This window comes from Lysinibacillus sp. FN11, assembly GCF_024628845.1.
Lineage (GTDB): Bacteria > Bacillota > Bacilli > Bacillales_A > Planococcaceae > Lysinibacillus > Lysinibacillus capsici.
Genome location: NZ_CP102383.1, coordinates 2,032,490 through 2,047,140 on the forward strand (window position 1 = coordinate 2,032,490; position 14,651 = coordinate 2,047,140).

At 38.9% G+C, this 14,651-nt stretch carries 10 protein-coding genes and 1 other annotated feature (1 of these 11 cut by a window edge); of the genes, 3 read left to right on the plus strand and 7 right to left on the minus strand.

What is annotated here, in order from left to right; genetic code table 11:
• Nucleotides 1–317: 317 nt before the first annotated feature.
• A complete protein-coding gene (locus tag NP781_RS10865; RefSeq protein WP_009371727.1) occupies nucleotides 318–1,298 on the minus strand; it encodes a diaminopimelate dehydrogenase in 981 nt (326 codons plus the stop codon).
• Nucleotides 1,299–1,582: 284 nt separating this feature from the next.
• Here NP781_RS10865 and NP781_RS10870 point away from each other — a divergent pair, with 284 nt between their 5' ends.
• Nucleotides 1,583–1,894 (plus strand): hypothetical protein, encoded by a 312-nt coding sequence (locus NP781_RS10870; protein ID WP_257522250.1) that lies wholly within the window; start codon nucleotides 1,583–1,585, stop codon nucleotides 1,892–1,894.
• 22 nt (nucleotides 1,895–1,916) lie between these two features.
• Here NP781_RS10870 and NP781_RS10875 read toward each other — a convergent pair whose 3' ends face one another.
• The 3 genes from NP781_RS10875 to yeiL all read right to left on the minus strand — a co-directional run bounded on the left by NP781_RS10875 (nucleotide 1,917) and on the right by yeiL (nucleotide 6,448).
• Nucleotides 1,917–3,476, minus strand: a complete 1,560-nt coding sequence (locus NP781_RS10875) for a methyl-accepting chemotaxis protein (protein WP_257522251.1) — start codon at nucleotides 3,474–3,476, stop codon at nucleotides 1,917–1,919.
• Nucleotides 3,477–3,648: 172 nt separating this feature from the next.
• Nucleotides 3,649–5,400 (minus strand): methyl-accepting chemotaxis protein, encoded by a 1,752-nt coding sequence (locus NP781_RS10880; protein WP_257522252.1) that lies wholly within the window; start codon nucleotides 5,398–5,400, stop codon nucleotides 3,649–3,651.
• A gap of 385 nt (nucleotides 5,401–5,785) precedes the next feature.
• Complete coding sequence (yeiL, locus tag NP781_RS10885; protein WP_257522253.1) at nucleotides 5,786–6,448, minus strand: transcriptional regulator YeiL; 663 nt, start codon at nucleotides 6,446–6,448, stop codon at nucleotides 5,786–5,788.
• Between the two features lie 97 nt (nucleotides 6,449–6,545).
• On the opposite strand from yeiL, the gene NP781_RS10890 reads away from it, so the two are divergent.
• Nucleotides 6,546–7,697, plus strand: a complete 1,152-nt coding sequence (locus NP781_RS10890; protein WP_221682887.1) for an MFS transporter — start codon at nucleotides 6,546–6,548, stop codon at nucleotides 7,695–7,697.
• Between the two features lie 36 nt (nucleotides 7,698–7,733).
• Here the strand turns inward: NP781_RS10890 and NP781_RS10895 are convergent, their stop codons facing one another.
• Both NP781_RS10895 and NP781_RS10900 read right to left on the minus strand, forming a co-directional pair.
• Nucleotides 7,734–8,918 (minus strand): oxalate decarboxylase family bicupin, encoded by a 1,185-nt coding sequence (locus NP781_RS10895; protein WP_263081739.1) that lies wholly within the window; start codon nucleotides 8,916–8,918, stop codon nucleotides 7,734–7,736.
• A gap of 324 nt (nucleotides 8,919–9,242) precedes the next feature.
• Entirely contained in the window at nucleotides 9,243–10,697 is a 1,455-nt protein-coding gene (locus NP781_RS10900) for an aminotransferase-like domain-containing protein (protein WP_257522254.1), read from the minus strand.
• A gap of 110 nt (nucleotides 10,698–10,807) precedes the next feature.
• Here NP781_RS10900 and NP781_RS10905 point away from each other — a divergent pair, with 110 nt between their 5' ends.
• Nucleotides 10,808–11,410: a LysE/ArgO family amino acid transporter gene (locus tag NP781_RS10905; protein ID WP_221682890.1), complete on the plus strand. Its 603-nt coding sequence runs from the start codon at nucleotides 10,808–10,810 to the stop codon at nucleotides 11,408–11,410.
• A 42-nt stretch (nucleotides 11,411–11,452) separates the two neighbouring features.
• Here the strand turns inward: NP781_RS10905 and ileS are convergent, their stop codons facing one another.
• Nucleotides 11,453–14,545: an isoleucine--tRNA ligase gene (gene ileS, locus NP781_RS10910; RefSeq protein WP_257522255.1), complete on the minus strand. Its 3,093-nt coding sequence runs from the start codon at nucleotides 14,543–14,545 to the stop codon at nucleotides 11,453–11,455.
• 61 nt (nucleotides 14,546–14,606) lie between these two features.
• Nucleotides 14,607–14,651: a binding site (T-box leader), on the minus strand; it runs 194 nt beyond the window's last position.

Sequence of the window (14,651 nt, forward strand, 5' to 3'; positions counted from 1 at the left end):
GTTATTTTCCAATAGCCAAAAAGGGGCAATGTCAAAGACTTAGTATCATTTATGAAAGAAAATTTAACAGCGGCAACTAGAAAAACTATTCTTGCTATAAAGGAAGCATTACTTCATCTTCCCACACAATACGCCTCCATTTTTATTTATCAAGCAGTCTTAGAATTTGGCATTCGACATGTAGATGAATTTCTAAGATGGACGAAATATCATAACACAACCGTACCGTTTTATTGGCAACGAACTTTAGCAAATAAATTAGGCTTAAAAAAATTCCCGATTATCAACTATATGATAATCGGGATCATTAGCTATGATTATAGTAATTCTTTACGTAATTCAGCAGCTGATTTTGGCGAAAGCAGGCTGAATGGGATATCAAATACTGTTTTCGCACCTTTATCACCCGCTTGACTTAAACGGTGTGCTGCACGTGCATAAGCCACTAATACGCTAGATGTAAAGTTTGGATTACTGTCCAGTTTTAATGAGAATTCGAGAATTTGTTTATCGTTTGCACCACTGTCACCACTGCGAATGACAAAACCACCATGTGGCATACCAGTATGATTTGCTTTAAATTCATCTTCAGAAATGAAGTTCACTGTTGTGTCATATTCATCGAAATAGTTAGGCATTGTGACAATTTCTTGTTCAACCTTTGTTGCATCTGCACCTTCTTCTAATACAACCCAACATTCACGTGCATGTTTTTCACGTGTTGTTAGTTCAGGGTTTTCACCGTTACGAACTCGTTCTACCGCTTCTTTAATCGGTAATGTGTATTGAACAGCATTTTTTACGCCTTCAATACGACGAACAGCATCTGAATGTCCTTGACTTAGGCCATCGCCCCAGAATGTATATGTTGTACCAACTGGTAATACTGATTCTCCAAGTAGACGATTTAAAGAGAATAGACCTGGATCCCAACCAACTGAGATAACAGATACTTTACCAGATTTTTGTGCCGCTGCATCTACAGCATCGAAAAATTCAGGAATTTTCGCATGTGTATCGAAGCTATCAATTGTATTAAACCATTGTGCAAAATGTGGACCTTGCTCTGGTAAATCTGTTGCAGAACCACCACATAAAATCATAACATCAATGTCGTTTTGGAATTTTTCAGCGTCATCTACTAAATATACGCTCGCATTGCTTGCTACGTTTACTGTTGAAGGATCACGTCGTGTGAACACTGCTACTAATTCCATATCTGGATTTTGTGAAATGGCATACTCCACACCACGTCCTAAATTTCCATATCCTACAATACCTACTCGAATTGCACTCATTAAAAATTCCTCCTAACGATTTCGCGACTTTGTGAAAACTTTCACGTTAAATCTAATTACAATAATACTTCGTGTTAGAAAAATTCACAATAGTTTGAGTATGAGTTTTTTAAAAAGAATTTATATCAGTTTTCTATGGTTTATATCCCATAAAGGTATGAATACGGTTACAAATTACTAAATCTTCCATGTACCTTAAAGTTATTGTAAAAGCCTTGTAAATAACGGCTATTTTCCCATCTAGTCTTGTACAATAAATGTAACGACAAAAGGGGGCATGTTGAATGAAAAGTACTGGTTACTCATCAAGCACAGCATTGGCACAAGGAGAACTACTTGCATTCCATATGACACAAAACTCAATGAACAAGCATAGTGAATCGATACAAAGTGGCAGTAAGCAACAAGGAGATTATCTAACAAATAATCATTTATGTATCGGTGTTTTACCTTTTGACGTTTTAGAAAACATCCCTGACCTCTCCATCCAAAAAAACAAGGTAAATGAAGTGGAATTTTACCATAGTGGAAAGGATATCGCTCGCTGGTTCATTAAAAAAAGTGAATACAACAAAAATGGGTTTGACTTCATTTAAAGAAGTCAAACCCATTTTTAATTTATAACTTATAAAACTGGATTAATTCCTCTAGTTGATCGGCTGTTCGGGTTAACTGATCTGCACTGCTCGTAACAACTTGAAGCGAGCTACTGGATTGCTCTGCGGATGCAGCGGTTTGCTCCACACTAGCTGCAGCCTCCTCTGTGACAGCAGCTATTTCCTCAATCATTTTACTTACACTTTCACTATCCCTCATGACGATTTCAATTATTTCAGATGTATCTTGGATAGTAATCGTCACCATTTTAACGGCTTCATTAATATTTTCAAAGGTATGCCCAGTCATTTTCATTTGCTCTGATCCCCTCACGACTTCTACATACCCCTTTTGCAGAAATTCTGTCACTGTGTTGGTTTCCTGTTGAATTTTCTCCACAATGCCTGTAATTTCAACTACAGAATAGGAAACTTGAGTTGCCAATTTCTTTACTTCCTCTGCTACGACAGCAAAGCCTTTTCCCGCATCACCTGCACGAGCTGCTTCAATTGCAGCATTCAATGCTAATAAATTCGTTTGGTCAGAAATCTCTCGAATCACAGTGACAAGCTGATTAATTTCTTGAGACTGCTTTTCTAAATTGTTGACATTCGTTACTGTCCCCTCAAATACCTCATGGATGATGGACATTTGTAACAAGGATTGATCCATTAACTCTTTTCCCTGACCAGTCATATCTAAGATATCATGTGACCTCTGAAATATATGCTGACCATTTTCATTCATTTCGCAAATATTCTTAGAAAATACTTCCATTTTAGAAACCATTTCACTTGCTAAATTTGCTTGTGCTTCGGTGCCTGAGGCAAGTTCTATCATCGTTTCAGTTATCTGCTCTGATCCATTAAATACATCCTTTACAGATTGTGCAATATAGCCAATTTGTTGATGTAATTCCTTCGCAGATACTTTTACCTGCTGCAATAACTGATTATTATTTTCACTAACAAAATTAGATGCCTTCATCAGTTCTGCCACTTCATCTTGAAATTTAACTTTTAATGGTGGATCAGTTAAATCACCTTCAGCAATTTTTTGTAAACGTTTCATAACCAATTTGATAGGTTTCACTATACCATTTGTTACAAATAGGGCAATAATAATTCCTGTTAGAACTATCAGAATAGTGAAAATCGAGTTGAATTGAATATTTTTATTACCTATTTCAATCACTTGGATACCTTGTTGTAATACCTCCTTTTTACGCTCGTCAGCCATAGCTGTAAAACCACTCATTAATTCTCTTGCGTAGTCTTGAGCCTCCCCATTTAAAATCGTTTCAGCTTGTTCGATTTTTCCTTGCTCAAAAAGCGGAAAAACATTTTCAACAATCATTTCATTCCATTTTCTTCCTAACAATAGAAGCTCCTCGGTCTTTGGAGATTCCGTTTGTTGTAGCAACTCTTCTTCTAGAATACTGGCTTGCTCAGCATATTTCTGAAACTCATTCTTATAAGAACTATCACCTGTCAAAATATAGCCTCTAGCTAATGCAATTTTTTCTGCTGTGTTAAAGGCCATTGATTGATCCAGCATAAGCAATGGTAGCTGCTCTTGCATGATATGATCGGTATCTCTATGAATTTTTTCATCGATTCAATGGTAAAAATAGAAAGAATAATCATTAGCAGTAAGACAAGCAAAAAACCAAATAAATTTTTCTGACGCACTGATTTAAGTTTAATTATGCCCATTTTTATTCCTCCAGAAATGTTTAAAACCTAAGACCCTTTTAACGTTCATATTGCTGTTTTTCACTCACTAAAAGAGCTTTTAATTGCTGTAACTTATCCACTACTTTATGAGAAACCAAAGTAATTTCACGAAGATAAGCTTCCGTTTGATCTTTGTAGCCATGGTTGAATGCCTGTACAGCTTTTTTTGCCAGCTCATGGATGAGCATATGGGGTTCTTCGAGCTCTTTGAAAATAACTTTATCTCCAAGCAATGTTTTTCCTAACCCGTAATACCATTTACCGAGACGACAATTTTGATAGGAGGCTATTTCTTCTTCGGACATTTTTTCAAATCCTAATAGTAAATTATAAATTTTCCAACTCCAGAGCAAATGATCTGTAATCGCTAATTCGATAATATCTTCCTGACTAATGATGTAATTATTTGAAATCGTTTTGGTACGGTAATCATCAATCATATTGCTTAGTTGGTAAATGGAGGAGCCCATATGAAATACAATTTCCTTACTTTTCTCCATGCTCTCAGTGATATTTTGATTGCACTCAGCAATATAATTAGCCGATGCAGCTTGACTTTTAGCTGTTTCTGCAATCTCCCCAAAACGAATACCTTGCTGCTGAATGGTATCGTTTAAATTTGTAAGTGTTTCTGTAATCATCGCTGTATCGACTACGCCTTTATGCAAGTCTTTGGCGAACTGCTGTGTAACGTCTTGTATGTCTGCTGTTATGAGCAGTAATTCATTGATGTCCGTATGAATAGAAAGTACGGACGATTTTGTATCATCAGCCAATTTACGTATTTCTTCCGCAACTACTGTAAAGCCCTTTCCTGCCTCTCCTGCTCTTGCTGCCTCAATTGTTGCATTGAGTGCCAGAAGATTCGTCTGATCAGCAATCGATTTAATTAACTCCATTAACTTCGCCACACTGTTTACATGGTTTACTAAAAGACCGATATTTACTTGCATTGATTTTTGGTTTTCATCCGTTACCTGCAAAATAGACGTAACATGTTTTAAAGAGGCGAGATCTTCATTTAATTCAAACAATGCTGTTTTAGTCTGAGCGGAAATATCACTTACAGAAACAGCAATTTCTTCAATGCTGTTTTCTAAAACCTGCATCGATTGATTGGCGGCAATAATTTCTTTTTGCTGCACCTCCTGGAACTCAATTAGTTCTTTGATTGAAACGAGTTGTGTATTATATTTAATAATTTCCCCTAATCCTGTCACAACAGAATTAGCCTGGTTTTCTATATAGGTTTCAAAGATAATTTGCTGATCTATATTCAATAGGCTTTCGAATGCAAGCAAAACATCCAGCATATTTTTAGGATTTCGAGCTAATTCTTTTACGATAAGCGGGATCATCAATTGATTGATTAACATATAGATAGCAATAATTTGATTAGGTAATATCCCCACACTTAAAAGTATGGATGATAATTTTCTTCTTTTAAAAACATATTGAAGATTTAATTCGTCCTCAAACAAGCTCTCAAAATAGTCATCGATTAATTGCTTTTCTCCTCCTATCTCCGGGTACTTCTGAGCTATTTTTACAAAGTCCTGTACGTCATATAAACGTTCAGTTAGGTTGTCTAAAATTTCCTTTCGATTATTTTCATAGATAGTACGTAAATAACGAACTAGCTCTCTCCTATTTTTCGAAAAGGCTAAAAAATCTAACTTTTCTTTAAATCGCTCATTGGATTCTATATCTGAATAGTTTATTGCAGAAAAATAATTATAATCTCCAGCTACTTTCCTAGAAAAAAACATTTTTCACTCGCTGCATAGCTCTAGCAAATGGGCTAAAGGCGTTGCAACTCCTCCTTTTTATTATTCTTATTTTTTCTCATGTGTTTTCTTAGCTGTCATAACTAAAAATAGTATAAACACAGGTACTAAGAAAAACAATCTATAAAATGTAAGATTTTAGTTCAAATTAAATTCTAAAGAACCATTATAAAAGTCCTATTAATTTTTACTATTCTACTTTTTGAAAAATACAGGAGTTTTATCACAGTTCAATTCTGTACAGTGAAAGAATACTTAGTTTGTCTAGAATAATTATTTTTAATTAGGCAATTACGCTCTGCTCTTCAAAGAAAAAAAGGAGGATCTCAAATAATTTTTGAGACCCTCCTTTATGGATTGGTTGTTTTTATAGTATTTCCTGTGCAAGCTGCGCGAGACGTTTTTTATCAATAATTTGGTAGCCAGTCTTCCGCTTTTCTAATATCTTCTCTTCACAAAACTGTGCCAAAACATATAATAAATGGCGATAAGAAACTCCTAAATACTCACAGATTTCCGTATGTTTTTCCCTGTAGACACCTTGGTCGGCAGATAATTGGATAAAGGCTGCTAAGCGATTTTCCAATGGATATGCCTGATTTTGTGTATATTTAGATGTCATTTTTGTCGCTTTTTCACCTAAAAATACACAAAGTCTACGTAAAAATAAGGCATCCGCAAGTAACTTCTCCTTACATGACTGTGTAATCGAATAGCAAATTGTTTTGGTGACGGTTTGTATCCCCTTTGTATACCTAGCCTCATTTAACAATTCAATTTCCCCCATAAATAGAGGGGCTTCTAGGTATTCAATAAGTGAAACCTTCCCATTTTTATGTGTCATATAGAGCTTCGCCTTTCCTTCTATCATGTAATACACGGTGTCTGGAAATGAGCCTTCCTGGAAGATCCACTCACCCTTGTCAAACTGGCGGACTTCTAAATAGGGATTGATATCAAATGAGAAAAAATCATCGATTGGATATTTTTCAAGATAATGGGTACGGACTTCAGCTGTTAAAATATGCATTTTTTACTCTCCCCTATAAAAAATATGAGATATCTCACATTATTGTAGCGATGAACATGCTATTATTCAACATAGTTAATGGAGGTACGGAAATTATATGAACAATCAACGATGGCTTTCTCAGAATTTCTTTACATTTTTTATCACTTGGGGCATTTTCTTACCCTACTGGACAGGTTGGCTGGTGGATGCGAAACATCTAACCGTCTCGCAGGCAAGTGTAGTGATGGGCTGTGGGCTCCTAGCTCGTGCCACATCCAATCTTTTCTTCTTCCCAACACTTGCAAAATATGTACACAATAAACGACTCATTACTATTTTAGCAATAGGCTCGTTGCTAACTGCCTTGCTCTATATTCCAAGCACAGGCTTTACAGCATTATTAATCGTGACCATTTTATTTAGTGTTTTTTACCCAGCGCTATTACCTGCTGTGGAAAGCAGTGCAGCTACGCTTGTCCAGTATGGCAATATTCATTATGGTAAAAGCCGTTCCTATGGTTCATTTGGCTTTGTCATCGCTGTGTTAATTATTAGTATGCTGACAGGCGTTTTTGGAAAGAACATCATCTTTTGGAGCATGATTATAGGGTTGATGGGCATGTTACTTATGCAGCAATTTGCAACACCAAAGGAATTACTGGTAGTCCCAACAAAAGAACAGCGTGCAAAATCATTGTCGATGAAAACACTATGGACTATCAAAGGCTTCCCCATTGTTTTATTCATCGTCATCTTGCTACAGGGTGCACATGCCTCCTATTATAGCTATGGTTATATTTATTTAGAAGATTTACAGGTTGATCCATTCTATATGGGTATGATTATTAATATCGCTGTTATTTGTGAAATTCTTTACTTTATGAAGGCTGATACGTTATTGACGAAATGGCGCTCATCGTCCTTATTACTCTTAGCAGCGAGTGGCTCTTCCCTACGTTGGTTACTAATCTTTATGTTCCCAAATGTCTGGGTATTTATCGCTTCCCAAACCTTGCACGCATTATCCTTTGCATTAGCCCATTTTGCCTTTATTCGCTACTTAACAAAAGCGCTACCTAAGGAACAAATACCTAATGCACAGGGTTTATACTCTGCATTAGCTATGGGCTTAAGTACCGCCATCCTTACATTTTTAGGTGGCTATTTATACGAAATATCGCCAGGTCTGTCCTTCGCAGCCATGCTCATTTGTACAATACCAGCCATCGCTATTTTGCTCCTGACACGCAAAAAATATCAATATTAAACTAAAAGCAGGTGAGAACTTCCTCACCCGCTTTGATTATTTCGGATAATAGGAAAAACCAGGACATTTTACTACTGGCCATTTTTCTTTTCTGAGAGCCTCAAGCAACTCAGGACCAACCTGCAAATTTCTTTGCACCAATTCTTTAGGAGTTAACGCCATCCATTGATTTAAGGATACATCCTGGAATCGATCACTTTTAAACATTTCTAAAAACCATAATGGCTCTGTTCCAGTATTTTCAATATAATGCCCCGTGGCAAATGGGACATAGCCAACATCTCCCGCCCGATAATCAAATGTTCGAGCCGTTCCATTTCCTGTGAAAACTGTCATACGGCCTTTTCCTTGCAGATAATATTGCCATTCATCGTTGTTTGGATGCCAATGCAACTCACGCATCGCCCCTGGCTCAATTTCCACCAGTGCAGCCGCGATATTTTTAGAGATTGGGAAATTAGTCGAATCGACAATGCGCACACTGCCTCCAGGTGTTTTTAATGGAGGCTGTGCCAACAGACGATGTTTAAAGGTTTGCGGAACCTCCCCATAAGGAGATGGCACTTTCTGAGAATCGATTGGCCCCGGAACCCGATCCTGATAAATATATACTTGTTCACTCGGGATGTGATCGAAAGCATCGATAGGAACCCCAAAATTCGCTGATAACACTTCTTTTGGCGTATGAGCAAACCAATCCGAAATTGACAGTGTATTCAGATCAGAGAAATGCCCATCATCAAATACTAATAAAAATTCACAGCCGTCCTCAAGTCCTTGAATGGAATGAGGAATGCCAGGCGGAAAATACCATAAATCACCAGGTCCCACATCCGCTATAAAGTTACAACCATTTTGATCGACAGCCGTAATGCGAGCATGACCAAGCAGCATATAAGACCACTCCGCCTGTTGATGCCAGTGCAGCTCACGTACGCCCCCTGGTGCCAAACTCATATTCACACCCGCCAAAGTCGTAGCAATCGGTAATTCACGAACCGTAATTTCCCGTGACCACCCACCTTGATTTAAGGTCATATGCGTGTCTGAAAACGAGAATCGTAAATTTGGAATCAAACCCGCATCAGTCGTTGGTGGCACCAGCATATCAGGATTTTCTAAGTCCCTCATAATATCCCGTGGCCCCTTATCCACCCCTCCAGCCCCATCACCTCGAATAGGCTGAGGCACCTGAAAATAACCCGGTGGCAAATTTTCCAATCGTTCACCTCTTTATGTTCGTAATCAAAATAAAATACTTCTATTCTTCTAAAATGTATGGATACACGGCTTGGATTATTCACTTTCTTTTCTATCAGTGGGTTGGGTGGCTAAGCCTGGATATTTAATTGAGAGAGGAGCTTGCTATATGATCACTTTTCACTGGTTTTGGAGCGGGTTCTTCAGTTGTTTGATCACTTCTCATCTACTTTGGAGCGGGTTCCTTACTTGTTTGATCGTTTCTCAACCACTTTAGAGCGGGTTTCTCACTTCTTTGATCACTTCTCAACCTATGTAGAGCAACCTTCTCTCGTTTCCCTAACTTCAGGACAAACCCTTACTTACTCTTCGTCCAATAGCCTCCACCGCACATTCATGTAGGATTTGTAAGCCTTCCTGTAATTCTTCATAGGTTGCATAGGCGTAGGATAGACGAATATGATGATGATCTTGTGGATCGTAGATATAGCCTGGATTGATTAATACTTGTTGCTGCAACAGTATCATAAAGAAGTCTTTATCTACAAGCGGCTCATGAAACTTGAGCCAAATATAAAAGCCTCCTCTTGGTTTGCTCCAATTCGCCACATCTGTAAATGTCACCTTTAAAAGCTGTTCCGTAAAATCGGCTCGCTCCTGTAATTGTTGACGTAATCCTGCGAGATGCTTTTCATATTTTCCTGATTGCAGCCAATGTAGGACAATTTCTTGAGAAATGGCACTTGAGCCATAGTCTGTTTGCATTTTTATATCAGCTAACCGCTCAATGACAGTGGTTGGACCGATGAGCCAACCAATGCGTAGCCCTGGGCTTAAGGTTTTAGAGACGCTGCCAATATAAAGAACTTGTCCGCTATTATCCATGGCCTTAAGCGGCGGTGATGCCTCTTCAAAAAGCAATTCATGATAAACATCATCTTCTACAATCGGAATGCGTGATGTCTGACAGGCTTCATATAGCTGTTCTTTTTCTCGTGTTGTCCATACATGACCTGTTGGATTATGTAAAGTAGGTATGGCATAAAACACGGCTTGTTTCTTTCGTTTCCTTTGCGCCAATGTTTGAGCAAGCTGTTCATCACGATCAATGCTAATCATTTGCATGCCAACCGACTGAAAAGGGTGAACAGAATTTAAATAGGAGGTTGGCTCCTGAAACACAATAGACCCTTGCTCTAATAAGCCAACAGCAATCAATTGTAGTGCCTGAAGAGCCCCTGAGACAATACAGACATTTTGAGGCTCAGCGGGAATGCCTCTTTTTTGAACATATTTACAAATAGCTTTACGGAGCTGATCATTGCCTTGTGGCGAAGAGTAGCCTAATGCTTTGGGTTGAAAGGATAGCTCTCGCAGTGAAGCTTCTATTTCCTCGGTAGGCAACAAACTGGGTGCTAGCTCTCCCGTTCCTAAACGTATTACATCCTCACGCTGTTCGTATTCGTTAATTAATTGGATGGTGTGGTAGTTTGGCTTGTGGATGCTTGTTTCGATATAAGTTTGCCAATTCGGCTGTGTTTGTTGGATTAATGCATGCCAGGAATTGTACGTAACATAAACACCAGAGCCTACTTTTGCTTCAAGAATGCCCATTGCTTTTAATTCCTCTAAAGCCTGCTGAACTGTGCTACGATTCACATTGAACTGCATGGCCAGCTGTCTTTGGGTAGGTAGTTTTGTCCCTGCTGCCCAGTCTCCTCGTTCCACATTGGCCGTTACCCACTGTACAATCTGCTGCTGTAATGTATTATCACTTCGTCTATTCGGCTGCCAGCTCATGTTCCCTCTCCTTCCATGCTATAGAATTGGGTGGATAAAAAACCAACCAATTGGTCGTTTTCTTTTAGTTATACCATATCTAAAATAAGTAAAGAAAGGAGGAATGATCGTTGGAAGCTTTTCTTCATGGGATCATTTTAGCATTTGGACTCATTTTGCCATTAGGCGTACAAAATGTTTTTGTTTTTTCACAAGGTGCTACACAACCAAATTTATTACGCGCTTTGCCAGCGAGTGTGACAGCTGCGATCTGTGATACACTGCTTATTCTACTTGCGGTATTCGGTCTGTCATTAATTGTTCTACAGTTTGAGTGGCTGCGTATCACGTTAATGGGTATTGGTATCGTTTTTTTACTTTACATGGGCTATAGCATTTGGCGTTCAAATCCAGCCAACACTGAAAATAGCGAAGCATTGCCTATTAAAAAACAAATTCTCTTTGCCCTCTCTGTGTCACTTCTAAATCCACATGCTATTTTAGATACAATCGGTGTTATTGGTACAAGCGCATTAAAATATAGTGGAGCCGAGCAAATGATGTTCACTATTGCTTGTGTGTTCATTTCCTGGCTATGGTTTTTCGGTCTCACTTTGACTGGCGCCTCGTTCAAAAAACTAGACGGCTCTGGAAAATTGATGCGAGTATTTAATAAATGCTCCGCTGTCTTTATTTGGGCAACAGCATGTTATCTCGCAAGTGGCTTATTTTAACGTACATAGAAAAAGCTCAGGAGGTAACCCTGAGCTTTTCTTTTATAGAGAAACAAATAAAGTGAGCTTTTCATTAAACAATGCCGTCTCAATGGATTTTGCATGAGGCCATTCCTCACCATAATGAATAGCTTTAACTAATACATTTTCTTGTAATAACGCTTCGTGCTGCTGAATATTGAAAATTACCTCTGCACTACCATTAAAGGCAATCGATACATATTGCGCCACTGGTAGCTGCCATTTTTTCCGTGCATCTTGTATTGTACGAATTAATTCTCGTATTTGTCCTTCTTGTAGTAAGCTCTCTGTGAGTTGAACATTCATCAAGACACGGCAAGTGCTATCCTCTGCTAAAATATAATGGTCCTTGACGATTGATTCAGCTATTACATGTTCTCTTAATAATGTTAGCTGTTGACCGTCCATCATGAGATCCACTGTTCCATGATGTTGTAGCCTTTGTTTCTCTTCATCTGTTAATGCCAACACATACTCTTTTACTTGATTAACCTTTGGACCAAATGCCGCGCCAGCTGATTTAAAGTTTAACTTATAATGCACGCTTTCATAGGCAGAAAAATCATGTGTCCATCTACAAGCTTTGATGTTTAACTCATCCTGAATGAGTTCGCTATAGGCTTGGTAATCCGACAGTTCACTTTTTAGGGCAACAATGAGTTCACTTAAAGGCTGCTTGACCTTTATTCCCTGACTATTGCGAATGCTACGTCCAAGTTCCACAACTGTTAAGACTGTTGCCATTTCTTGTTCAAGCCTCACATCCACTAGTTGATCGTCGAATAGTGGGTATTTCTCAAGATGAACACTTTTTCCACATAGTTGACGGTAGATATCCTCTGCTATAAATGGTGTAAACGGTGCTATTAATTGACAAATGGATGTCAGTGCCTCATAAAGTGTGCTAAATGCACCTCGTTTATCTGCTGTCATTCCATTTGCCCAAAATCTAGCACGCGAACGACGAATATACCAGTTGCTTAATTCCTCCACCAATTGACCAATTTCCCGTGTAGCCTGTGTAAATTGATAATCATCCATGGAGGCTGTGACAAGCTGGATAGTGTGATGTAAGCGGGACAATATCCAATGATCTAGCTGTGAACGTGTACCTGTATTTGTAGCATCATACGTAAAACCATCGATCTGGGCATACATATCATAAAATTTAAACGTATTGTCGAGTGTATCTACCAGCTTAGATTTCGCATCTAAGACAACTTTCTTTGAAAAACGCTTTGGATTCCATGGGGAGCTATCAACTAAAAATGCCCAACGTAGAGCATCTGCTCCATACTCCTCGATTAACTCAACAGGCTCTAAAGCATTGCCTTTACTTTTGGACATCTTCTGTCCATGCTCATCGAGTACATGCCCTAACGATAGCACATTTTTATAAGGTGGTTTTCCTGTAAATAAGGTCGATACTGCTAATAAGCTATAGAAAAATCCTCGCGTTTGGTCGATTCCCTCAATGACCACATCTGCTGGAAACTGATGATGAAAGTTCGCTACATCTTTAAAAGGATAATGCTGTTGGGCAAATGGCATCGAGCCACTGTCAAACCAAACATCGATAACTTCAGGCGTACGTTTCATGTCGCCTTGGCAGACAGGACAGGTACAGACAATGTCATCTATAAATGGCTTATGGAGCTCTAATTGTTCATTGACAGCTCCTTTGGCTAATTGTTGTAGTGCTGCAACACTGTTAGGTGCCTCCTCATGATTGCAATCCTGACAGATCCACACATTGAGTGGTGTCCCCCAATAACGATTACGACTAATATTCCAATCCACTAAGTTTTCTAGGAAGTTGCCAAATCGTCCATCCTTAATATGGCTAGGATACCATGTCACCTGCTGATTATTTTGTAAAAGCTGCTCTTTTAATGCCGACATTTTGATAAACCAGCTATCTGTTGCATAGTACAATAATGGTGAATCACAGCGCCAGCAATGTGGATAGCTATGCTCATATTTTTCTTTAGCAAATAAAAGCTCTTTTGCTGCAAGCATTTTAATGATGTCGACATCACAGTCCTTCACAAAACGTCCAACAAGCTCAGGTACCGCTTCTGTATAACAACCTTTTAGATCAACTACATTGACAAAGGACAAGCCATGTTCCTGCACCGTTTTATAATCGTCCTCTCCATAAGCAGGTGCTATGTGTACAATTCCTGTTCCACTATGCTCTGTCACATAATCTGCCATGACAACGATATGTCCTTTATGGACGGTTACATAGGAAAATGGCGATTGATAGGAAACACCTGCAAACTCCTGTCCGTCATGCTCACTTAATATTTCTACAGGCTCTGAAAAAACCTTTGATACCAACGATTTGGCTAGTATATAGATGCTGTTTGCATGCCTTACACGGACATATCGAAGAGCAGGATTCATAGCCAAGGCTACATTGGCTGGTAATGTCCAAGGCGTCGTTGTCCAGCCTAAGATATATTCGTCTCGATCCTCTAGCTTAAACATTGCAGTGACGGATAAATCCTTGACATCCTTATAGCCCTGTGCCACCTCATGAGAGCTTAAGGAAGTTTGGCAGCTAGGGCAATAAGGTGAAACGCGATGTCCTTTGTATAACAGTTTTTCCTTGTGAACGTGGCTTAAAATATGCCACACAGTTTCAATATAGTCATTACTTAATGTTAGGTAAGGTTCATCCATGTCAAGCCAGTAGCCAAGCTGCTCTGTAAAGGTACGCCATTTTTGCTCATAGGTAAAAACGCTCTTCTTACATGCTTGAATAAATTGCTCCACCCCGTAGTTCTCAATCTCCTGCTTTCCTGAGATCCCTAATGCCTTTTCTACCCCTAATTCCACAGGCAACCCATGTGTATCCCAACCTGCTTTTCGTTCAACTAAATAGCCCTGCATTGTTTTGTAACGTGCCACCACATCTTTTATGGTTCTACCAAAGGCATGGCCGACATGTGGTAAACCATTTGCTGTTGGGGGTCCCTCATAAAATACAAAGGGCTGCTGTCCAGCGCGATTACTTACGGATTTGGCAAAGGTCCCTTCTTGCGCCCATAATGTACGAATCCTTGTTTCTCGTTCAACCGTTGTTTCTTTCTTTTGTTCTTTCTGCATATTAGTTCCTCCTATACAAGCGAATTTGTATAAAAGGCATACAAAAAACCCCGTCCCAAGGAAAAGGGACGGGGTTAACCGCGAATACCACCCTAATTCTATTGAC

Excerpts from the sequence above, each read along its gene's own strand:
- NP781_RS10900 (WP_257522254.1), bottom strand. The coding sequence starts at position 10,697 with ATGAGCTGGCAGCCGAATAGACGAAGTGATAATACATTACAGCAGCAG.
- NP781_RS10890 (WP_221682887.1), top strand. The coding sequence starts at position 6,546 with ATGAACAATCAACGATGGCTTTCTCAGAATTTCTTTACATTTTTTATC.
- yeiL (WP_257522253.1), bottom strand. The coding sequence starts at position 6,448 with ATGCATATTTTAACAGCTGAAGTCCGTACCCATTATCTTGAAAAATAT.
- NP781_RS10880 (WP_257522252.1), bottom strand. The coding sequence starts at position 5,400 with ATGTTTTTTTCTAGGAAAGTAGCTGGAGATTATAATTATTTTTCTGCA.
- NP781_RS10870 (WP_257522250.1), top strand. The coding sequence starts at position 1,583 with ATGAAAAGTACTGGTTACTCATCAAGCACAGCATTGGCACAAGGAGAA.
- ileS (WP_257522255.1), bottom strand. The coding sequence starts at position 14,545 with ATGCAGAAAGAACAAAAGAAAGAAACAACGGTTGAACGAGAAACAAGG.
- NP781_RS10875 (WP_257522251.1), bottom strand. The coding sequence starts at position 3,476 with ATGCAAGAGCAGCTACCATTGCTTATGCTGGATCAATCAATGGCCTTT.
- NP781_RS10865 (WP_009371727.1), bottom strand. The coding sequence starts at position 1,298 with ATGAGTGCAATTCGAGTAGGTATTGTAGGATATGGAAATTTAGGACGT.